Genomic DNA, 18,878 nt, shown 5'->3' with positions numbered 1-18,878 from the left:
AAAGAACCGGCGCAAAACACGTCTGTTTGCGCCGGGTGGAGCAACAAAGCTTGTACCTCTGTCATGGGCGGGCAACGCATCACTTGTGCGACTGCCAGGTGGCGGCGCCCAAAACCCCTAACTGTCCATGTTCGACGACGAATACCGGCGTGTTCATCAGAAACGAGCGCATCACGCCCTTGTCCAGAAACCGTTCCATAAAGGATCCGGCCCGCAGCACGCTCGCCAGCTGCGCGAGAAATCCGCCGGCCAGGCAAACGCCACCACTGGCACCGAACGCCACGGCAACGTCGCCGCAAAATGCGCCGAGCCAACGGCAGAAAAAATCCACCGCTTCCACGGCGAAAGGGTCCGTGCCGGCGAGTGCCGCCGCGCTGATGGCGCTCGGGTCGGACAAGGGCGTGGAACATCCGCGCACCACGCCAAGCGCGCGATAAAGTCGAAGCAGACCCGGACCGCTCAGCACGTGTTCGTAGGCTACATAGCCATCCTCTGGGCCAAGCTCGGCGCGAATGGCCTGTTCCACGCCCGGCCGGGCGGCAAGTTCCATCTGCCCCGCCTCGCTATGCAGTACGCGTACCGGCGTTCCCGGTAGCCACAACGCCGCGCCCAGACCCGTGCCGGGCCCGACGACGGCGATAGGGCCGTGCGGGTCGGAGATGCCGTCGGCGATCATCGTCATGTATTGGCGATCGATATGGCCGATGGCATGCGCAAACGCTTCAAAGTCGTTGAGCACCGCCACCGTGGTGAAACCGCCCTCTACCCGAAGTATTTCCGGAATCACCGGCCAGGCAAGGTTGTCGTTGATGACGGCCCCCTGCTCCATATAGCCGGCGCAGGCGAGCACCAGGGCGCACGAGTGAACATGATGAGTGCGACGAAAGCTGGACAGGATGTCGCTCAGCGATGGATACGCCACACAACGATACGTCTCATACGCAAGAATGGCGGGTGGCTCCGCTGCATCGCCGGCCGCGACAAGCCCCACGCGCGCATGCGTACCGCCCAGGTCGACCGCCAGGAAAAGCGAATCCACGCGTTGGCGCCGATCTCCGGTCAGGACCGGGACGTGTGCTGCGCCTTCCAGCGATCGATCGATTTGCACTGGACCCCACTCCACATCCGACAACGTTGTCATCGCTAGCACCCCCGTGCCTTGAGCATCCCGGCGCCAACTGTTCATTGGCGAATTTATTATTCACTGGTGTTCCATAGTACGCAATAGGCCGTATAAAAGGCTCTATTACTGTGCTGCGTCGCAACATATCGTTGCTCATATGTAAACGTGGTTTTCATACCTGTACAGCGAGTATCATTACATAGGGGTGCGGCGGCGGCCACGGATCGCCTGACCCATAGCGGTCATTTTTTGTCCGCAGGACAAACTCGGGAGCATTGATGTCGCGGCAGCCAGAAGGTCAGGACCAGACGAAACCATCGCCCAGGCGACGCCTAGAGTTGTCGTCCCTCGCGTTTGGTGGCGCCCCCGTCGGAAACCTCTACGCGAACGTGGACGAGACCGGCGCGCTGGCGGCCATCGCCCATGCCTGGCATGGCGGCATCCGGCACTTCGACACCGCGCCCTATTACGGCTACGGCCTGAGCGAGACCCGGATCGGCGCCGCTCTCGAGGGCGTGGAACGCAGTACCTATACGCTCTCCACCAAGGTCGGGCGCCTGATCGACGTCGATGCAGGTCGCCGCGATCGCAGCGATGGCTTTGCCGTCGATGGACAACGCGCTCATTTCGATTACAGCCGTGACGGCGTACTACGCAGTCTGGAAACCAGCATCCGACGGCTGCGCACGGATCGCATCGATATTCTGCTGCTGCACGACATCGGTGCCTTGACGCATGGCGCGCGGCACGCGGATGTACTCGCGAAAGCCCTGGACGAGGCCTTGCCGGCCATGGCCGAACTGCGCGACCAGGGTGTCGTTGGCGCCATCGGCATCGGTGTCAACGAGGAAGCCATCTGCCTTGAGGTCATGCAACGCTTCCCGCTCGACGCCATCATGCTGGCGGGCCGCTACACCCTCTTCGAACAAGACCACAGCCGTGCCGTCATGGCACGCGCCGAGGCCGACGACGTCGCCGTGCTGATCGCCGGCCCGTACAACTCCGGTCTGCTCGGTTCGGAGAACGGTCCGGGAGATACGTATGACTATGTCCCGGCAACGCCCGAAGTCAAAGCGCGCGCGCAACGCTTTTACGAGCTGTGCCACCGCACCGGAGCGCAGGTCGGCGCGGCCGCGCTGCAATTCCCCGCGGCCCATCCGGCAGTCGCCAGCGTGGTGTGCGGACTGCGTTCCATCGCCGAGGTCGACAGCGCGCTCGATCGAATGCACGCAGCCGTGCCCGCCGCGACATGGAAGGCGTTGAAAGACGAAGGCCTGCTCGCGTCCGGAGTGCCGACACCATGATCATCGACGCGCATCGCCACTATTGGGATCCCTCGCGGCTCGAATACGGCTGGCTGGCACACGCGCCGGCCACGCTGCAACGCGCCTTTCTGCCGGGCGACTTGGACTCGTCGGATGCCTGCATTCTTGTGCAGGCGGCGCCCGACGAACGCGAAACGCTTTGTCTGTTCGACCTCGCCCGGCGTACCCAAGGTGTGCTCGGCGTTGTCGGATGGGTCGACATGGCATCGGACGATGCGTCCGAGCGCATCGCCTGGCTCGCAGCGCAAGGCCAGGGCCTCCTGTGCGGCATTCGACCGATGGTCCAGGACATCCCCGATACCGAATGGCTGGCCAGGCCATCGCTGGATCGCGCTTTCGACTGCCTGCGCGATCACCATCTTGTCTTTGATGCACTGGTCGATGAGCGGCATCTTCGCGCGCTGTCACAGCGTCTGACCAGACATCCCGGGTTGCTTACCGTTGTCGACCACGCTGCCAAGCCGAACATTGTCGGCCGACACTTTGCCGCCTGGTCCGGCGCTATCGCGCGTATCGCGCAGCTACCTGATGTTGCCTGCAAGTTCTCCGGCCTGCTGACGCTGACCGGTGCCGACGAAGATGGCTCCGCCATCGAACCCTACGCCGCGCACATATTCGAGAGCTTTGGCGGCGAGCGTGTGATCTGGGGCAGCGATTGGCCGGTACTGACGACGCATGCCTCTTACCAGCAATGGAAAGACCGCGCGCACAACTTGACCCAACGCTTTGCCGCACGCCACGAAGCGGCGGTATTCGGTGGCAACGCCGCGACCATCTACTCACTCGCCGGACGCCTGCCGGCAAACGACGTATCGGGAAACCTGTCATGAATATGCACTGCCGACCCCTTGTTCGATGTGTCAGCGGAGCGGTCGCATGAGCGGCCGTCTTGCCGGCAAATACGCCCTGGTGACCGCCGCTGGCGCGGGCATTGGCCGGGCTACTGCCCTCGCCTTCGCCCATGCCGGCGCCACCGTGTTCGCGACGGACATCGATGCCAGCAGTCTGTCGACCCTGGCCGCCGAGCATGATGCGATTGTCCCCCATGCACTCGATGTCACCGTTCCTGCGGCCATCGATGCACTGGTCGGCTCGCTCGATCGCGTCGACGTGTTGTTCAACTGCGCGGGCTATGTCCACGCCGGCACCATTCTGGATACCGATGCAGCAAGCTGGCGGCGCTCCTTCAGCATCAATGTCGACAGCATGTTCCACCTCTGTCGCGCGGTGTTGCCCGGCATGCTGCAACGTGGCGCGGGCAGCATCGTCAACATGTCGTCGGTCGCGTCGAGCATCAAGGGCGTGCCCAATCGCTTTGCCTACGGCACGACCAAGGCCGCCGTCATCGGCCTGACCCGCTCGATCGCCGCCGACTACGTCGCGCGCGGTATCCGTTGCAACGCGATCTGCCCCGGCACGGTAAAAACGCCCTCGCTGGCCGAACGCGTACGCGCCCTGGGCGGCGACGAAGAAGCCGCGTGGCGGGGCTTTACATCGCGGCAACCGATGGGTCGCCTGGGCGATCCCACCGAAATCGCCGCCCTCGCCCTCTACCTCGCCTCCGACGAGTCGTCATTTACCACCGGCACGATCCACGTCGTGGATGGCGGCTGGTCGAACTGATGGAAGCCATGTCATGAAATTGTGTCGTTACGGAAAAGCCGGCGCCGAAAAGCCGGGCATGATCGATCACGAAGGAACGCTGCGCGACCTGTCCGGGCACGTCAGCGACATCACCGCCGATGTACTGGCAAATGAAGGCTTGCGCCGGCTGGCCGCGATCGATCCGGCCGCCCTCCCACGCGTGGAAGGCACGCCGCGCTACGGCACACCGGTAGCGCACGTCGGCAAGATGATCTGCGTGGGCATGAACTATGCCGATCATGCGGCGGAAACCCAGGCGCCGGTACCGGAGCAGCCGGTGCTTTTCATGAAAGCCACCACGGCCATCGGCGGCGCCAACGATACCGTGGTCATTCCGCGCGGCTCGGTGAAAACCGACTGGGAAGTCGAACTGGGCGTCGTCATCGGCGCAGTGACCCGCGACGTCTCCATCGACAAGGCGCTGGAATACGTTGCCGGCTATGCGGTCATCAACGATCTCTCCGAGCGCGAGTTTCAACTCGAGCACGGCGGCCAATGGGTCAAGGGCAAGAGTTGCGATACGTTCGGCCCGATCGGTCCCTGGCTGGTAACCACCGATGAGGTGGCCGATCCGCAGAACCTCTCGCTCTGGCTGGAGGTCAACGGGCACCGCTACCAGAACGGCAATACGCGCACGATGGTTTTCGGTGTCGCGCACCTGGTGAGCTACATCAGTCGCTACATGACCCTCATGCCCGGCGACGTCATCAGCACGGGAACGCCGGCAGGCGTCGGCCTCGGACTGAAACCACCTACCTATTTGAAACCCGGCGATGTGATCGAGCTGGGCATCGAAGGCCTGGGGCGTCAGCGGCAAGACGTCATCGCCCACCCCAACTCGACGATTTGAGCATCCTGTTTATCTCCAGCTTTTTGGTTTCCGGCACGGGAGGCCGGTCACGATGGTGAAAATTATCGCCCTGGAAACTTTCGACGTGCGTTTTCCGACGTCGTTAGCGCACGATGGCGCGGATGCCATGAACCCGGATCCGGACTATTCCGCGGCCTACGTCGTACTCAAGACCGATAGCCCCGATAAACTCGCCGGCTACGGACTGGTGTTCACCATCGGTCGCGGCAACGACATACAGACCACGGCCCTGGCTGCGCTCGCGCCCATGGTGGTGGGCCGGCCGGTGAATGAGATCGTCAGCGATCTTGGCGCATTCGCCCGCCAGCTCACCGGCGACTCGCAGTTGCGCTGGCTTGGCCCGGAAAAAGGCGTCATGCACATGGCCATCGGTGCGGTGATCAATGCCGCCTGGGATCTGGCCGCACGCATGGCGAACAAACCCGTGTGGCGATTCCTTGCCGACATGTCACCCGAGCAGTTGGTCGAACAGATCGACTTTCGCTACCTCACCGACGCGCTCACGCCCGAGCAGGCGCTGGCGATACTGCGCGAGGCCGAGCCGCATAAACAGGCGCGTATCGCGCAGCTCGAAGCCGAAGGCTATCCGGCCTACACCACCTCGCCCGGCTGGCTTGGCTACTCGGACGAAAAGATGCAGCGGCTCGCTCGCAAGGCGGTCGAGGATGGTTTTCGCACCATCAAGCTCAAGGTGGGACTGAACCTGCAGGACGATATTCGTCGTTGTCACCTCGCGCGTGAAACCGTGGGGCCGGACATTGCGATCGCCGTCGATGCCAACCAGCGCTGGGACGTCCAGGCGGCCATCGACTGGTTGCAGCCGCTCAAGGACGTCGGCCTGGCCTGGGTCGAAGAGCCCACCAATCCCGATGACGTGCTCGGCCATGCCGCTATCCGGCGAGGCGTATCGCCTATTCCGATCTCTACCGGCGAGCACGGACAGAACCGCGTCCTGTTCAAGCAATTGCTCCAGGCGGGCGCGGTCGATCTGATCCAGATCGATGCGGCGCGTGTCGGCGGCGTCAACGAGAATCTCGCCATCCTGTTGCTGGCGGCGCATTTCGGCGTGCGCGTATTTCCGCACGCGGGCGGCGTCGGGCTTTGCGAACTGGTGCAGCATCTGGCGATGGCGGACTTCGTTGCCATCACCGGCAAGAAAGAAGATCGCGCGATCGAATTCGTGGACCATCTGCACGAGCATTTCGTCGACCCGGTCAGGATCGTCGACGGTCGCTATCTCGCGCCCACGACGCCAGGGTTTTCCGCCCGTATGCACGATGCCTCGATAAGCGATCATCTGTTCCCCAACGGCATCGTGTGGAAGAACACCGCGCTGGCAGAAGCAGGCTGAGCCCATGAAGACGCCCGTGACGAATATCGCCGACCTGCGTGCGCTCGCCCGCCGACGCGTGCCACGGGCATTCTTCGAATATGCCGATCGCGGCTCGTACGACGAAGCCACATTGCACGAAAACCGGCGCGCACTGGATCGCCTGCAACTCCGGCAGCGTGTGATGCAGGATGTCGACAACCGGTCGTTAGCGACGACGATTATCGGCTCGCCGGCAAGTATGCCGCTGGCCATCGCGCCGACCGGGCTGACCGGGCTGCAGCACGGCAGCGGCGAGATCCACGGCGCGCGCGCGGCGGCTCAGGCAGGCATTCCGTTCTGTCTGAGCACCATGTCGATCTGTTCGATCGAGCAGGTGCACGCGGCCAGCGATACGCCGTTCTGGTTCCAGGTTTACGTCATGCGCGATCGCGGCTTTACCCGCGAACTGATCCAGCGCGCCCGCGCAGCCGACTGTTCCGCGCTAATGCTGACCGCCGACCTCACCGTACAAGGCCAACGCCACCGCGAGATCAAGAACGGTCTCTCGGTGCCGCCGAAGATTACCCTGCGCAACCTGTTCGATATCGCCAGCAAGCCACGTTGGGCATGGCATGTGCTACAGGCTCCGAGTCGTTCGTTCGGCAATCTGGAGGGGCGCATCGGCGGCGCCGACAGCCTGACGACGCTCGCCCAATGGATCGCCAATCAGTTCGATCCAACGCTCAACTGGAACGACCTGGCGTGGATTCGCGAACTTTGGCCGGGGAAGCTCATCATCAAGGGCATCCTCGATCCTGAAGACGCACGACTGGCGGTAGCACACGGCGTCGATGCGATCGTTGTATCGAACCATGGCGGTCGTCAGCTCGATGGCGCGCCCGGCTCGATCGATGTGCTTGCGTCGATCGTCGAAGCCGTCGATGGGCGCACCGAAGTGCTGTTCGACAGCGGTATCACCAGTGGCCAGGATCTGCTCAAGGCCTTGGCGCTCGGCGCGCGCGCCGGGCTTATTGGCAAGGCCTTCCTCTATGGCCTTGGCGCAGGCGGCCAAGGCGGGGTTGCGCAAGCGATCGAGCTGATACGTCGCGAACTCAGCGTCACCATGGCACTGACCGGCCAGCGCGATGCTGCGCACATCTCACCCGAGATTCTCTGGCGCCGTACCTGATCAGTCAGCGCATTCGGCCAGATCGAAGATCCGTTGCATGGGCACCCATTTCTGCCCTGCCGCGGCCCACGGCAACGGTTGCTGGAATGTGGACATCAGGACTTCCCAGGCCTGCACGCGTTCGCTGGCGGCATCTGCCGCGGCCTTGGCGCTCGCATCGAACGTAGGCGCCACGCGCATAAGCATGACCAGCCGGTTGCCGGTGCGAAATATCTGCATATCGAGAATGCCGGCATCGCGAATCGATGCCACCACTTCGGGCCAGATACGATCGCTGCGGTGCCAGCGTTCGTACTCGGCGATCAGCTGTGGATCGTCGCGCAAGTCCAACGCCAGGCAATGCCAGGTCATGCGGTGGCCTCCGCGCCGATCCGGCTCCAATGCTGACGAGCGAACAGAAAGATCGCGACGAAGCACACGGCGGGAACGAGCATCGCATGCGCGATGCCTGCGTAGTCCGAGGCAGCGCCCATCGCCGCTGTCAGCACGGCGCCGCCGATGATGGACATCACCAGCAGCGACGCGCCGAACTTGCGCTCGTCATCGCTGCGTCCCTCGACACCCAGCGCAAAAATGGTCGGATACATCACCGACATGAAAAGGCTGGACGCCACCAAGGCGTACATGCCCGATTTGCCCGGTACAAAAGCGGCAAAAACGGACAGCAGCACGTTGATCAGCGCAAAAACCGCCAGAACCCGTGCCGGTTTCACATACTTCATAAGACCCGCGCCGGCAAATCGGCCGATCATGAAACAGACCAGCCCGGCGGTGACGAAGTTGGCCGCCACTTTGTCGGCCGTGCCGGGCATCGTCGATTGCGCATAGCGGATCATGTAGCTGAAGACGGCAACCTGCGCACCCACATAGAAAAACTGCGCGGCAACGGCTCCCAGAAAACGGCCATCGCGCAACAGGTCTCTCAGCACGCCGTGCTTGGTCGCTCCGCCATCACTGGCAGCGGCCGCGGCGCGCGGAAAGCGGGTCAGCAAGATCAGGATGCCCCATGCGATAACGCTGATCCCGATCACCAGGTACGGCAGTTGCACTGCCGCCGCCTCGCTCTTGACGAACGCGGCGTGGGTGGCCGCATCCATCGCCGCCAGCTCCGCCGTCGAGTGCTCGACCCCGGTGAAAATGAAATGCTGGCCGATCAGCACGCCGGTAATCGATCCCAGGGGATTGAATGCCTGCGCGAGATTCAGCCGCGCCGCGGCCGACGATGCCGGCCCCAGCAGCGTCACATAAGGGTTGGCCGAGGTCTCCAGAAATGCCAGACCCGAGGCGATGACGAACAGTGCGGCGAGAAACACGCCGTACGTGGCCGACGCGGCCGCAGGCCAGAACAACAGCGCGCCCAGGCCATAAAGCGCCAGGCCGAAAACCACGGCCGATTTGTAGCCGAATCGGCGCATGTAGATGCCCGCAGGCAACGCGACAACGAAATAGCCGAGATAGAACGCGCTCTGTACCAGCGCCGCCTGAAAGTCCGATAACGTAAACGCCTTCTTGAACTGCGTCACCAGCACGTCGTTGAGGTTGTTCGCCACACCCCATAAAAAGAAAAGGCTTACGATCAACGCCAGGGGAAACCAAGGCGTGCGCCCCTGGGAGGCATCGAGCGCCTGGGTCGGCGAACCTTGCGGGTGCATGTGTATGACCTCCTCCAGACGCTTTTTGTGGAGCGGACCGCCCCGGGACAAGGGCTGGATAATGTGCAAATATGAACTTACTATTCACCTGCATAACAAGCTGCGTTGCAGCATAACCGTAACCCGGTTCGGTACAAGCCGAATCCCCCGCTAAACTCCGCGCAACTTTCTTCTTTTCGATGCCACGGACCGATATGGCTGCCGAGTCACCCAAATACCGCGCCCCCGCCCTCGACAAGGGACTCGACATTCTCGAACTGCTCGCCAAGGCGGTCGCGCCACTGACGATCGCCGAGATATCCGAAGGCGTGGGTCGCTCGCGCGGAGAAATCTTTCGCATGCTCCAGGTGCTGGAAGAACGCGATTACATCAGCCGCCCGGATGGTGAAGGTGCTTATTCGATCACGCCGCGCCTGTTTCGCCTCGGCATGGAACAACCCCCGGTCAAGAGTCTGGTCGAGACGGCGCTGCCGGTGATGCACCGACTCGCTGAAGAGATCGACCAATCGTGCCATCTGGTGGTGCCCTCGCAGGAACAGATCGTGGTGATCGCCCGTGTCGACCCGCCGGGCGAGATCGGCCTGGTGGTGCGCGTCGGCCATCGCCGTCCGATATCGCACTCCGCATCGGGTTACGTCCTGCTGGCATGGCAGGACAATGAAACACGCGAACGCTGGTTCAAGACCATGATTGCGCATGAGCCCAATCTGCGACGTCTGCCCATCGAGACGGCTATTCGCGATATTCGCGAAGCGGGCGTCGCGACGATACCGAGCCAGGTAGTCGATGGCGTGACCGATCTTTCGGTACCGGTGATCGAGCACGATCATGCCGTCTGCGCGATGACCATTCCCTTCATCGAACGCCGCGGATCATCCGTGAATATGGCGACCACTACACGACTGCTCATCAAGGCTGCCGAAGAGGTTTCTCACCTGTTGGCGCATGGTCAGACGCCGTCGTCGAGTGAGTGATACGGCGTATCAGGGAACCTCGAATAACCTCCTATTCGTCATTCCGGCGCAGGCCGGAATCCATTCCTCAGCGCAGATGCTTGCCGTAGCCTGCCTGACAAGCGTCGACTGAGGAATGGATCCCGGCCTGCGCCGGGATGACGATAGAAAAACTGAGGTTATTCGAAGTTCCCATCAGTCCCTGAAAATAGCCGGCGTACCCACCCAGATCATGCGCACTTCCACCTTGCCCGGATTGCGTATGTTGTAAGGATGACGCTGATCGAAGTGCGCGCTGTCGCCAGCCTTCAGCACAAACTTCTTTTTTCCCACGCACATTTCCAGCTCGCCGCTGAGGATGTACCAGAACCCCTCACCCTCGCGATGAACGGTCGGCGCGGCAAGACCCGGCGGCACGATCAGCCGTAGCGCCTCCATCTTGCGCTCGGCATGACGCCCACTCAGCCGCTCATAGACCACCGGAGAATGCAGATCGATGCGTTCGTGCTCATTGGCGCGACACACGATCTGCCCAGGCGATGGAACGCCGACGAAGTAGTCGACGTCCACGCCTAACGCCTGCGCAATGGCTTCCAGCGATAAAAGCGATGGCGACGCAAGATTGCGCTCGACCTGCGACAGAAACGGTACCGACAAACCCGATTCGCTGGCCAGACCCTGCAGGGTCAGGCCGAGCCCGCGTCGACGATCGCGTATCGCAGTACCGATGCTGAGCACGCCAGACTTGCCGGCGGCGGACGTCGCTGCAGCCATGATCAGGAACTATGGTCGGCGACGATCAACCACTGTGTTCCTACTTTGTGGAACAGCAGCGACGTGACGCCGGAAACGGTAGCGCCATTGTCTTGCTGCAGGTGATAGCGCCCCACGACGAAAGCGTATTGCGGACCCACCTGCTGCACATCGACCAGCTCCAGGCTGAGCTTGCCCATGCTGGGGCCCTTGCCGAAGCGTGCCGCATACATCGACTGGATCGCGTCGTAGCCCACGACTATGCCGCTGGAGCCCATATAGCGAATGCTCGGCGATTTTTCGTAGACCTGCATGAACTTCGCCAGGTCGCCCGCCGTCCACGCGGCCGCACTCTGGTTAAGCGCTGTCTCGATCGACGCGCGTACTGCGGCAGCCGATGTTTCAGCGAGCACGGGCGAACTGACGGACAGCGCAGCGAGGCTGCAAAACAGTAGCGAAGTCGTTTTCATGACGCCTCTCGATAACAGGATGGAAAGCCAACGGTCGATAACGAAACGAACATGGCAACGCTGACGATCCACGGGACCTGCAGGTGTGCTGCGTCGTCAACATGGAAGGCATGCTCCCCTCGCATCAGGTCAAATCTTTCATGCGTCTGGCTGCAACGTCCGGAAGAACAAATCCGGGCACAGCTTTTTCCCCGGCGTCATCCTAGCTTGAATTCCTTGACGGCATCAAAATATTTTGATCTGATCAAAATCGTGCAAAGCCATCGGCTCGCGACCGATCGCGGACGCACTTCCGGAAAGACGTTTCCGGAATGGGGAGTTATCCAAGAAACAAGGCCGTTGCCGGAACGTCGGGCGGTGCTGCATGCCTTGCATTTCGGCACGAGCCGGAAACCCACGGAAGGCCACACTCAAGATCGCGTCGCCCTGCCTGGGACAGACGCGGTTACAAGCAGGCTCAAGGCACACGAACGCTTCGATTTGCTAGTCAGACTGCCGGGGATAACCAATGAACAAGCATCTAAAGGGTGTGCTGTTTTGCACAGCCATCATCGCCACGGCGCCCATAGCGAACGTGGCCCGCGGGCAAGACGCGTCCACCAGCGACGCGGGCAAGAAAAAGGCGTTGCCTGCGGCGATCGAAAAGGCATCGGCCAGCACGAAGGATGCAACCACCTTGCAAGGCATCGTGGTAACGGCCGCCAAGCGCGAGCAAGACATCCAGAAGGTGCCGATCAGCATGACGGCGTACACCGGCGAGCAGCTTGAGCGCCAGGGTATTACGAGCTTGTCGGATCTCTCCCGAATCGCGCCCGCCTTGAACGTGGCTTCATCCGGCCCGGGCGAAAACAATCTGATTATCCGTGGCATTTCCTCCAGCGCCGGATCGGCAGCGACGGTGGGCTACTACCTCGATGACGTGCCGATCGCCGCGTCCAGCAACGCCGCCCTGCTCTCGACTCGCGGCGTGATCGATCCGTCGGTTTTCGACATCGAACGCGTGGAAGTGCTGCGCGGCCCGCAAGGCACCATCTACGGCTCCAGCTCGATGGGTGGCACGATCAAATACGTGACCAACCAACCCGATGCCGACAATACCGAGGCGCGCATCAAGACCGATGTGTCGGGTACGTATCACGGCGGCCCCAACGCGAACGTCAACGGCATCCTGAATATCCCGCTGATTCAGGGCAAGGTGGGGCTGCGCGTGTCGGCCTACTACCGCGACGACGACGGCTATATCGACCGCTATCGGATCGATCCGAAGAACTATCTCGCGGCCGACCCGAACAGTCCGAAGCAGGACAACGTCAACACCTATAAGACGTATGGCACGCGTGTCGCATTGCTGATCAAGCCGGACGACTCGCTGACCATCACGCCCAGTTTCATCTACCAGTATTCGCGTCTGGGTTCGCCATTCACCTACGACAAGATTCCAGGCAGCCTGGAAGATGCCTATCAGGTGCGCGACGTCAACGAAGCGAACACGCAGAAGTCGACCATCTCCAATCTGGCCATCCGCAAGCAGTTCGACAGCTTCGAGCTGATGTCGTCGACCTCTTACTTCACTCGTAACGTGAGCTTGCGTGACGACAGCTCCAAGGTGGTCAATTACTTCTTTGGCCTGCCGACCGTGTATCCGGTCACCATGTATGGCGACTACAAGAACAAGGAGTTCACGCAGGAGATTCGTGCCACCAGCAACTTCGACGGACCATTTCAGGCGATTGTCGGTGCGTTCTACCATGATGTGAACGCGCCGCTGGCTTCGTCCATCCCCTACCCGGCCGGCTTCAACGAGACCTTCAATACGCCGTTCCCCGCGTATTCGACGATCTATGCCGGCACGCGTCACGCCACGCTCGACGAGTACGCTGTGTTCGGGGAGATTTCCTATAACTTCACTGACAGGCTCAAAGGCAGCGTCGGCCTGCGCGCCTTCGAGGTAAAGCAGTCGTTTGCACAGACCGGAGACGGCCTGTTCAACGGCGGTTACAGCAGCGTGAACAGCAGCTCGAAGGATTACGGCAGCACGCCGAAATACACGCTTCAGTACCAGTTGACCCCGGACAAGATGATCTATGCCACCGCTTCGCAGGGCTACCGTCCGGGCGGTCCGAACAATCCGGCACCGGCGGCGCTTTGCGGTACGGAAGTCGAGGGCCTGGGCCTGAGTCAGTCGCAGCTCAACAAGTATGGCCCGGATTATTTATGGAACTACGAGCTTGGCATGAAGACCGCCTGGCTCGACAATCGACTGACTGTCGATGCTTCGGTCTACCACATCGACTGGAGCAAGGTGCAACAGCAGATCGTGCTGAGCTGCGGCTACAACATCACCGCGAACTTCGGTAACGCAGTGAGCGAGGGCGGCGAACTGGAAGTGCGTTACATGCCGGTGCGTGCGCTGACCCTCAGTGCCGGTGTCGGATACACGGACGCCCACCTCAAGAACGACGTGCCCGGCACATCGGCCAAGGATGGTGACCGCCTGCCCAATGTACCGCGCCTGTCGGCATCGACCTCGGCCGAATACCGGCACAGCGTGAACAACGAGTACGACGGCTTCGTGCGCGCCGATATCAGCTATGTAGGCAACGAAACCTTCCTGTACGACCGGACCAGCCCGTTCTATCGCCGCGGCGGCTTTGCCACGACCAACGTCCGTCTGGGCATCGAAGGACATAACGGCATCGACGTCTCGCTCTATGCGACCAATCTGTTCGACAAGCGCGGCGAAACCGATCTGCCAGTGGCCATTTCCGCCGACCTGCCGACCACGCGGCGCGTTGCGATCAATCAGCCACGTACGATCGGGGTGACGTTCCAGTATCAGTACTAGTCCGATGTCGTCGTTCATGCAGCGCAACCGCGAGGCGCTGCATGAACGACATGTTGGAACGCTTCAGTGGGTCGCCGATGGCGCCACGGGTTCGCGCACCAGGCGAGCCTGCAACAGGCCTGCACGCTCCAGCGGCAGATAGGCGAGTGCCGCCAGGTGCGAGTGAACACGTTTGAGGTCGCGCAGAATGCGTAGATAAACATCTCCGCCGCCGCCATCGCGACGCTCGCGCAACGCCCGGATATGCCGCTCCGACGCGTCGTTCTCCAACCGCCACAGCATTTCCTTGCGCGCCACCAGCTGCTGCGCCGCACGCAGATCGCCGCGCAGGAACACAGTGAGCCCGAGCCGCAGGCTTTCCATCACAAGATGGTGCATAGCGGCTAGGTCCTGGATGTCGTCGGCCGAGAAATCCTGACCGCGTTCGGCCTTCTTGGCGGCGAACTCCATCAGGTTGTTGGCGGTGATATCGCCGATATGTTCGATGTTGATGACAAAGGCAAGGATTTCCTGGCTACGCTCGCCATCCTCTTCATTCAAGGCTTCCGCACCCAGGTCCGCGAGGTATTCGCGAATGGCCATGCCAAGACGGTCGAGCCACGGATCCATACGGCTGATCGCCGCGGCGCGTGCGCGGTCATCCTTGCCGAAAACTTCCACCAGCCCTTTCAACATGCCTTCGACCATGTCGGCCATGCGCATCGACTCGCGGGCGGCATTGGCCAAGGCCACGTTGGCCGACTCCAGTGCACCTTCGTCGAGATACTGCGGCACCCCCGGGTCCTCCGGGCGCGGCGGGTCGGGCAACAGACGCACCAGCAGTTGCGCCATGCGCTCGACCGGGAGAATGAACAATACGGCCAGGCCGAGGTTGAACGCAGTATGGAAATTCACCGCCATGCGCGCCGGCGATGCGCCAAGCGGCGCCAGCCACTGCGTCAACGGATGCAGCAACGGCAAGCAGATGATGCAGCCGACTGCGCGCACCAGCAGGTTACCCAACGGCAGGCGACGCGCTATCGGGGTATGCGCTTCGAGCAATGCCGGCAAGGTGCCACCAAGATTGGCGCCAAGCACGAGCGCCAGCGCACCCGTCGCATCTACCACGCCAGCGTTGGCCAACGAGGCGATCAGCAGCACCATGGCAACGCTGGAATGAAACAGCCAGGTCAACAGTGCCGCTACCAGCACGGCCAGCACCGGCTCGGAGGCCAGGCTCAGTACCACCGCACGCAAGACCTGTGCATTCTCCATCGGTGCCAATGAGGCCACCAGCAGATGCAGCGAAAGCAGCATCAGGCCAAGCCCGATCGCCACGCGCCCCAGATTCTCATAACGCGCGTCATCGGTGCGGCGATGAATAACAAAGCCAAGCAGAATCAGCACCGGCGCTACTACGGAGATATCAAACGACATCACCTGCACGATCAGCGTCGTGCCGACGTTGGCACCGAGCATGACTGCGAGGCCTGGCGCCAGCCCAAGAAAGCCGTTGGCGGCGAACGAGGCGGCCATCAGCCCGGCGGCGGTACTGCTCTGCAGCAGCGCGGTGATGCAGATGCCAAAGGCGAATGCCGCTGGGCGATGGCTGAGATAACGTTCCAGCCAACGGCGTAACACGCTGCCGTAGCCACGCAACACGCCACTGGTGACCATGTGCGTACCCCACAGGAGCAGTGCGACATAGCCTGCGATATCGAGCAGAGCGAAAGTGCCTTTCATATTGAAGCTCCTTGAATAGCTTCCAGACCAAGCGACTTAAGGAAGTTTCGAAAAACTACCTAAGCTTTGTAGGAGCGGCTTCAGCCGCGACCGCGCTTGCGTTACGGTTTGTCGCGGCTAAAGGGAGTCTCGAAAAACCCTCCTATTCGTCATCCCGGCGAAGGCCGGGATTCACCCCTCGGTGCAGACGCTTGCCATGCGCCGCCTGACGAACAAAGACCGGGGAATGGGTCCCGGCCTCCGCCGGGACGACGATGAAAACTGAGGTCTAGGGGTTCGCTGAAGTCGCTCCTGCGAAGATTACATTTTCAACGCGGCCCGAGCTCATACGGGCCGCGTCCTCAGAGCCAACGCCCGTAGCGGCGGATATAGATCAACTTCATGACCTGCGTCAGCACGCAATAGGTGAGCACAGTCACGCCCACCCAGGCGAAGTACACCGCCGGCAGGGGAACCATCCCGAACTTCGCCCCGAGCCCGGTAAACGGCAACACCATGCCGACCAGGATGGCGGCGACGGTCAATGCCAGCACCGGTGCGGCGGCGATGCTTTGCAGGAACGGGATCTTGCGCGTGCGGATCATGTGCACGATCAAGGTCTGAGTCAGCAGGCTCTCGACAAACCAGCCGGTCTGGAAGAAGGACTGGTGTTCGGGCGAGTTCGCGCCGAACACATGCCACAACAGCCAATACGTCGTGATATCGAAAATCGAGCTGACCGGGCCGATCCACACCATGAAGCGGCCGATGTCGCTGGCATCCCACTTGCGCGGCTTGCGCAGGTATTCGTCGTCCATGCGATCGAACGGAATCGACAATTGCGAGGTGTGATACAGCAGATCCAGCACCAGCAGTTGCAGCGGCAGCATCGGCAGGAACGGCAGGAACGCACTCGCCACCAGCACTGAGAACATGTTGCCGAAGTTGGAGCTGGCGGTCATCTTGATGTACTTGATGATGTTGCCGAAGGTGATACGCCCTTCGATCACGCCTTCTTCCAGCACCATCAGGTTCTTTTCGAGCAGGATGATATCGGCCGACTCCTTGGCGATATCGGTGGCGGTATCTACCGAGATCCCCACGTCCGCTTCGCGCAATGCCGGCGCATCGTTGATGCCGTCACCGAGAAAGCCGACGGTGTGGCCCTGGCGCTGCAGCGACTTGACCACGCGCGCCTTTTGCAACGGCGACATCTTCGCGAACACCGTGGTGCGCGCGACCAGCTCGTCCAGCGCAGCATCGTCCAGCGGCTCGATATGCTTGCCCTGGGCCGAATGCTCTACGTCCAGGCCGACTTCACGGCAGATCTTGCGCGTCACCGCTTCGTTGTCGCCGGTGATCACCTTCACCTCTACACCGTGATGGTGCAGAGCGGCGATGGCCTTGCCGGCGGTATCCTTGGGCGGATCAAGGAAAGCCAGGCAGCCTACTGCGATCATGTCCTTTTCGTCGGCAACGCCATAAGGGCGGCCGCCGGCCGGCGGCTGACGCTTGATCGCCACCACCAACACGCGCAGGCCATCCTCGTTGAGGTGCCGGGTCATTGCCTTGATGCTGTCGCGCTGCGCGTCGGTCATCGGCAGGATGTCATCGCCCGCCTTGGCATACGCACAGATCGACAGCATTTCCTCGACCGCGCCCTTGCACACCAGCAGCTCGCTGCCGTCGCCGTTGGTCACCACCACCGACATGCGGCGACGCTGGAAGTCGAACGGAATCTCGTCGACGATGTGATAACGCGCAGCGGTCGGCTCGAGGTCGCGGTGCTCCAGTACCGCCTTGTCCATCAGGTTCTTCAGGCCGGTCTGGAAGCGGCTGTTGAGGTAGCCGTATTCCAGTGCTTCCTGCGAATCCTCGCCGTGCAGGTCGAGATGCCGCTCCAGCACGATCTTGTCCAGCGTGAGTGTGCCGGTCTTGTCGGTGCACAGCACGTCCATCGCGCCAAAGTTCTGGATCGCGTTGAGGCGCTTGACCACGACCTTGCGGCGCGACATCGCGATGGCACCCTTGGCCAGGTTCGCGGTGACGATCAACGGCAGCATCTCGGGCGTCAGGCCGACCGCCACCGATAGCGCGAACAGGAACGCCTGCAGCCAGTCGTGCTTGTCCAGGCCATTGATGACGAAGACGATCGGCACCATCACCGCCATGAAGCGGATCAGCAGCCAGCTCACGCTCTTCACGCCGCGGTCGAAGCTGGTCTGCACGCGTTGGCCGACGACGGTGCGCGCCAGCGAGCCCAGATAGCTGCGCGGGCCGGTAGCTACCACGACTGCCGTAGCCGTGCCGCTCACCACGTTGGTGCCCATGTAGCAGACGGTGGCGAGATCCAGCGGATTGTCGGCCGCGTCGGATGGCCGTTCGCCAGAAATGTCCTTGTCGCCACGCGCCGGCGCCGCTTTCTCTACCGGCAGCGATTCGCCGGTCAGGATGGCCTGGCTGATGAACAGGTCTTTCGCGCTCAGCAGACGCAGGTCGGCGGGCACCATGTCGCCGGCGGCCAGATGCACGATATCGCCGGCAACGAGTTCGGCGACCGGCACTTCGATACGTTCGCTATGCCCGTCCGAGGCACGGCGCGTCACCGTTGCGGTATTGCGCACCATCGCCTTCAGCTTCTCGGCGGCTTTCGACGAACGGTATTCCTGGGTAAAGCTGAGGAACACGCTGATGCAGACCATCGCCGAGATGATGGTCGGACCGGTCAGATTGGTGTGATCCGTCGCCAGCTGCACGACGGCGAGCACCAGCAGCACCACAATGAACGGGTTCTTGAACGCATGCAGCAGCTGAAGCCCCCAATGCGGCGGCTTCTCGTGCGAGACCTCGTTCACGCCATCGCGATCCAGGCGACTGGCGATCTGCTCTTCGTTGAGGCCGGCCGCGCTGGTGTCCAGCGCGGCGAGCAACGCCTCGTTATGCCGGAACGCTTCGAGTGCAACGGCGATGCGCACCGGCGCTGGCGCACCTTTGCCGGTCGCCTTGTCCGCGGCGACGTGGGAGGACTGCTTGGTCATGA

15 protein-coding genes are annotated in these 18,878 nt (G+C 62.0%); 8 read left to right on the top strand and 7 right to left on the bottom strand.

Translation table 11 applies throughout. From position 1 onward, the window contains the following. Window positions 1–79 precede the first annotated feature (79 nt). On the bottom strand, window positions 80–1,108 hold the full coding sequence (locus tag ACZ6WW_RS06260) for a glucokinase (RefSeq protein ID WP_465273420.1): 1,029 nt from the start codon (window positions 1,106–1,108) through the stop codon (window positions 80–82). Window positions 1,109–1,401: 293 nt separating this feature from the next. On the opposite strand from ACZ6WW_RS06260, the gene ACZ6WW_RS06255 reads away from it, so the two are divergent. Genes ACZ6WW_RS06255 through ACZ6WW_RS06230 form a run of 6 tightly spaced genes read left to right on the top strand, consistent with a single transcriptional unit; the run spans window position 1,402 to window position 7,464 of the window. After that, complete coding sequence (locus ACZ6WW_RS06255) at window positions 1,402–2,427, top strand: aldo/keto reductase (RefSeq protein WP_465273419.1); 1,026 nt, start codon at window positions 1,402–1,404, stop codon at window positions 2,425–2,427. Beyond that, window positions 2,424–3,278 (top strand): amidohydrolase family protein, encoded by an 855-nt coding sequence (locus ACZ6WW_RS06250; protein WP_465273418.1) that lies wholly within the window; start codon window positions 2,424–2,426, stop codon window positions 3,276–3,278. Before ACZ6WW_RS06255 ends, ACZ6WW_RS06250 begins: the two co-directional genes overlap by 4 nt. A gap of 46 nt (window positions 3,279–3,324) precedes the next feature. Next, on the top strand, window positions 3,325–4,071 hold the full coding sequence (locus tag ACZ6WW_RS06245) for an SDR family oxidoreductase (RefSeq protein ID WP_465273417.1): 747 nt from the start codon (window positions 3,325–3,327) through the stop codon (window positions 4,069–4,071). A gap of 13 nt (window positions 4,072–4,084) precedes the next feature. Continuing rightward, window positions 4,085–4,942, top strand: coding sequence for a fumarylacetoacetate hydrolase family protein (locus ACZ6WW_RS06240; protein WP_465273416.1), 858 nt, complete (start codon window positions 4,085–4,087; stop codon window positions 4,940–4,942). 52 nt (window positions 4,943–4,994) lie between these two features. Beyond that, window positions 4,995–6,314 (top strand): L-fuconate dehydratase, encoded by a 1,320-nt coding sequence (locus ACZ6WW_RS06235; RefSeq protein WP_465273415.1) that lies wholly within the window; start codon window positions 4,995–4,997, stop codon window positions 6,312–6,314. A gap of 4 nt (window positions 6,315–6,318) precedes the next feature. Then, entirely contained in the window at window positions 6,319–7,464 is a 1,146-nt protein-coding gene (locus tag ACZ6WW_RS06230) for an alpha-hydroxy acid oxidase (protein ID WP_465273414.1), read from the top strand. On the opposite strand, the gene ACZ6WW_RS06225 is transcribed toward ACZ6WW_RS06230, so the two are convergent. Next, window positions 7,465–7,815: an L-rhamnose mutarotase gene (locus ACZ6WW_RS06225; protein ID WP_465273413.1), complete on the bottom strand. Its 351-nt coding sequence runs from the start codon at window positions 7,813–7,815 to the stop codon at window positions 7,465–7,467. Beyond that, a complete protein-coding gene (gene fucP, locus ACZ6WW_RS06220; RefSeq protein ID WP_465273412.1) occupies window positions 7,812–9,116 on the bottom strand; it encodes an L-fucose:H+ symporter permease in 1,305 nt (434 codons plus the stop codon). Before fucP ends, ACZ6WW_RS06225 begins: the two co-directional genes overlap by 4 nt. A gap of 194 nt (window positions 9,117–9,310) precedes the next feature. Here fucP and ACZ6WW_RS06215 point away from each other — a divergent pair, with 194 nt between their 5' ends. After that, window positions 9,311–10,090, top strand: coding sequence for an IclR family transcriptional regulator (locus tag ACZ6WW_RS06215; protein ID WP_465273411.1), 780 nt, complete (start codon window positions 9,311–9,313; stop codon window positions 10,088–10,090). A gap of 174 nt (window positions 10,091–10,264) precedes the next feature. Here ACZ6WW_RS06215 and ACZ6WW_RS06210 read toward each other — a convergent pair whose 3' ends face one another. After that, window positions 10,265–10,843, bottom strand: a complete 579-nt coding sequence (locus tag ACZ6WW_RS06210; RefSeq protein WP_281848577.1) for a helix-turn-helix domain-containing protein — start codon at window positions 10,841–10,843, stop codon at window positions 10,265–10,267. A 2-nt stretch (window positions 10,844–10,845) separates the two neighbouring features. Then, the gene (locus ACZ6WW_RS06205) at window positions 10,846–11,292 is read right to left on the bottom strand and encodes a YybH family protein (protein ID WP_281848576.1); all 447 of its coding nucleotides are present in this window, start codon (window positions 11,290–11,292) and stop codon (window positions 10,846–10,848) included. 508 nt (window positions 11,293–11,800) lie between these two features. On the opposite strand from ACZ6WW_RS06205, the gene ACZ6WW_RS06200 reads away from it, so the two are divergent. Next, window positions 11,801–14,137 carry a TonB-dependent receptor gene (locus ACZ6WW_RS06200; protein ID WP_465273410.1) on the top strand — a complete coding sequence of 779 codons (2,337 nt, stop codon included), beginning with the start codon at window positions 11,801–11,803 and terminating at the stop codon, window positions 14,135–14,137. A 63-nt stretch (window positions 14,138–14,200) separates the two neighbouring features. Here ACZ6WW_RS06200 and ACZ6WW_RS06195 read toward each other — a convergent pair whose 3' ends face one another. Continuing rightward, a complete protein-coding gene (locus ACZ6WW_RS06195; protein WP_465273409.1) occupies window positions 14,201–15,859 on the bottom strand; it encodes a Na/Pi cotransporter family protein in 1,659 nt (552 codons plus the stop codon). 341 nt (window positions 15,860–16,200) lie between these two features. Beyond that, on the bottom strand, window positions 16,201–18,876 hold the full coding sequence (gene mgtA / locus ACZ6WW_RS06190) for a magnesium-translocating P-type ATPase (protein WP_465273408.1): 2,676 nt from the start codon (window positions 18,874–18,876) through the stop codon (window positions 16,201–16,203). Between the last annotated feature and the right edge of the window lie 2 nt (window positions 18,877–18,878).

Source organism: Dyella sp. NPDC103356, assembly GCF_055584465.1.
The sequence above is the reverse complement of the archived record's forward strand: the minus strand, read 5'-3'. Positions and strand labels throughout refer to the sequence as shown.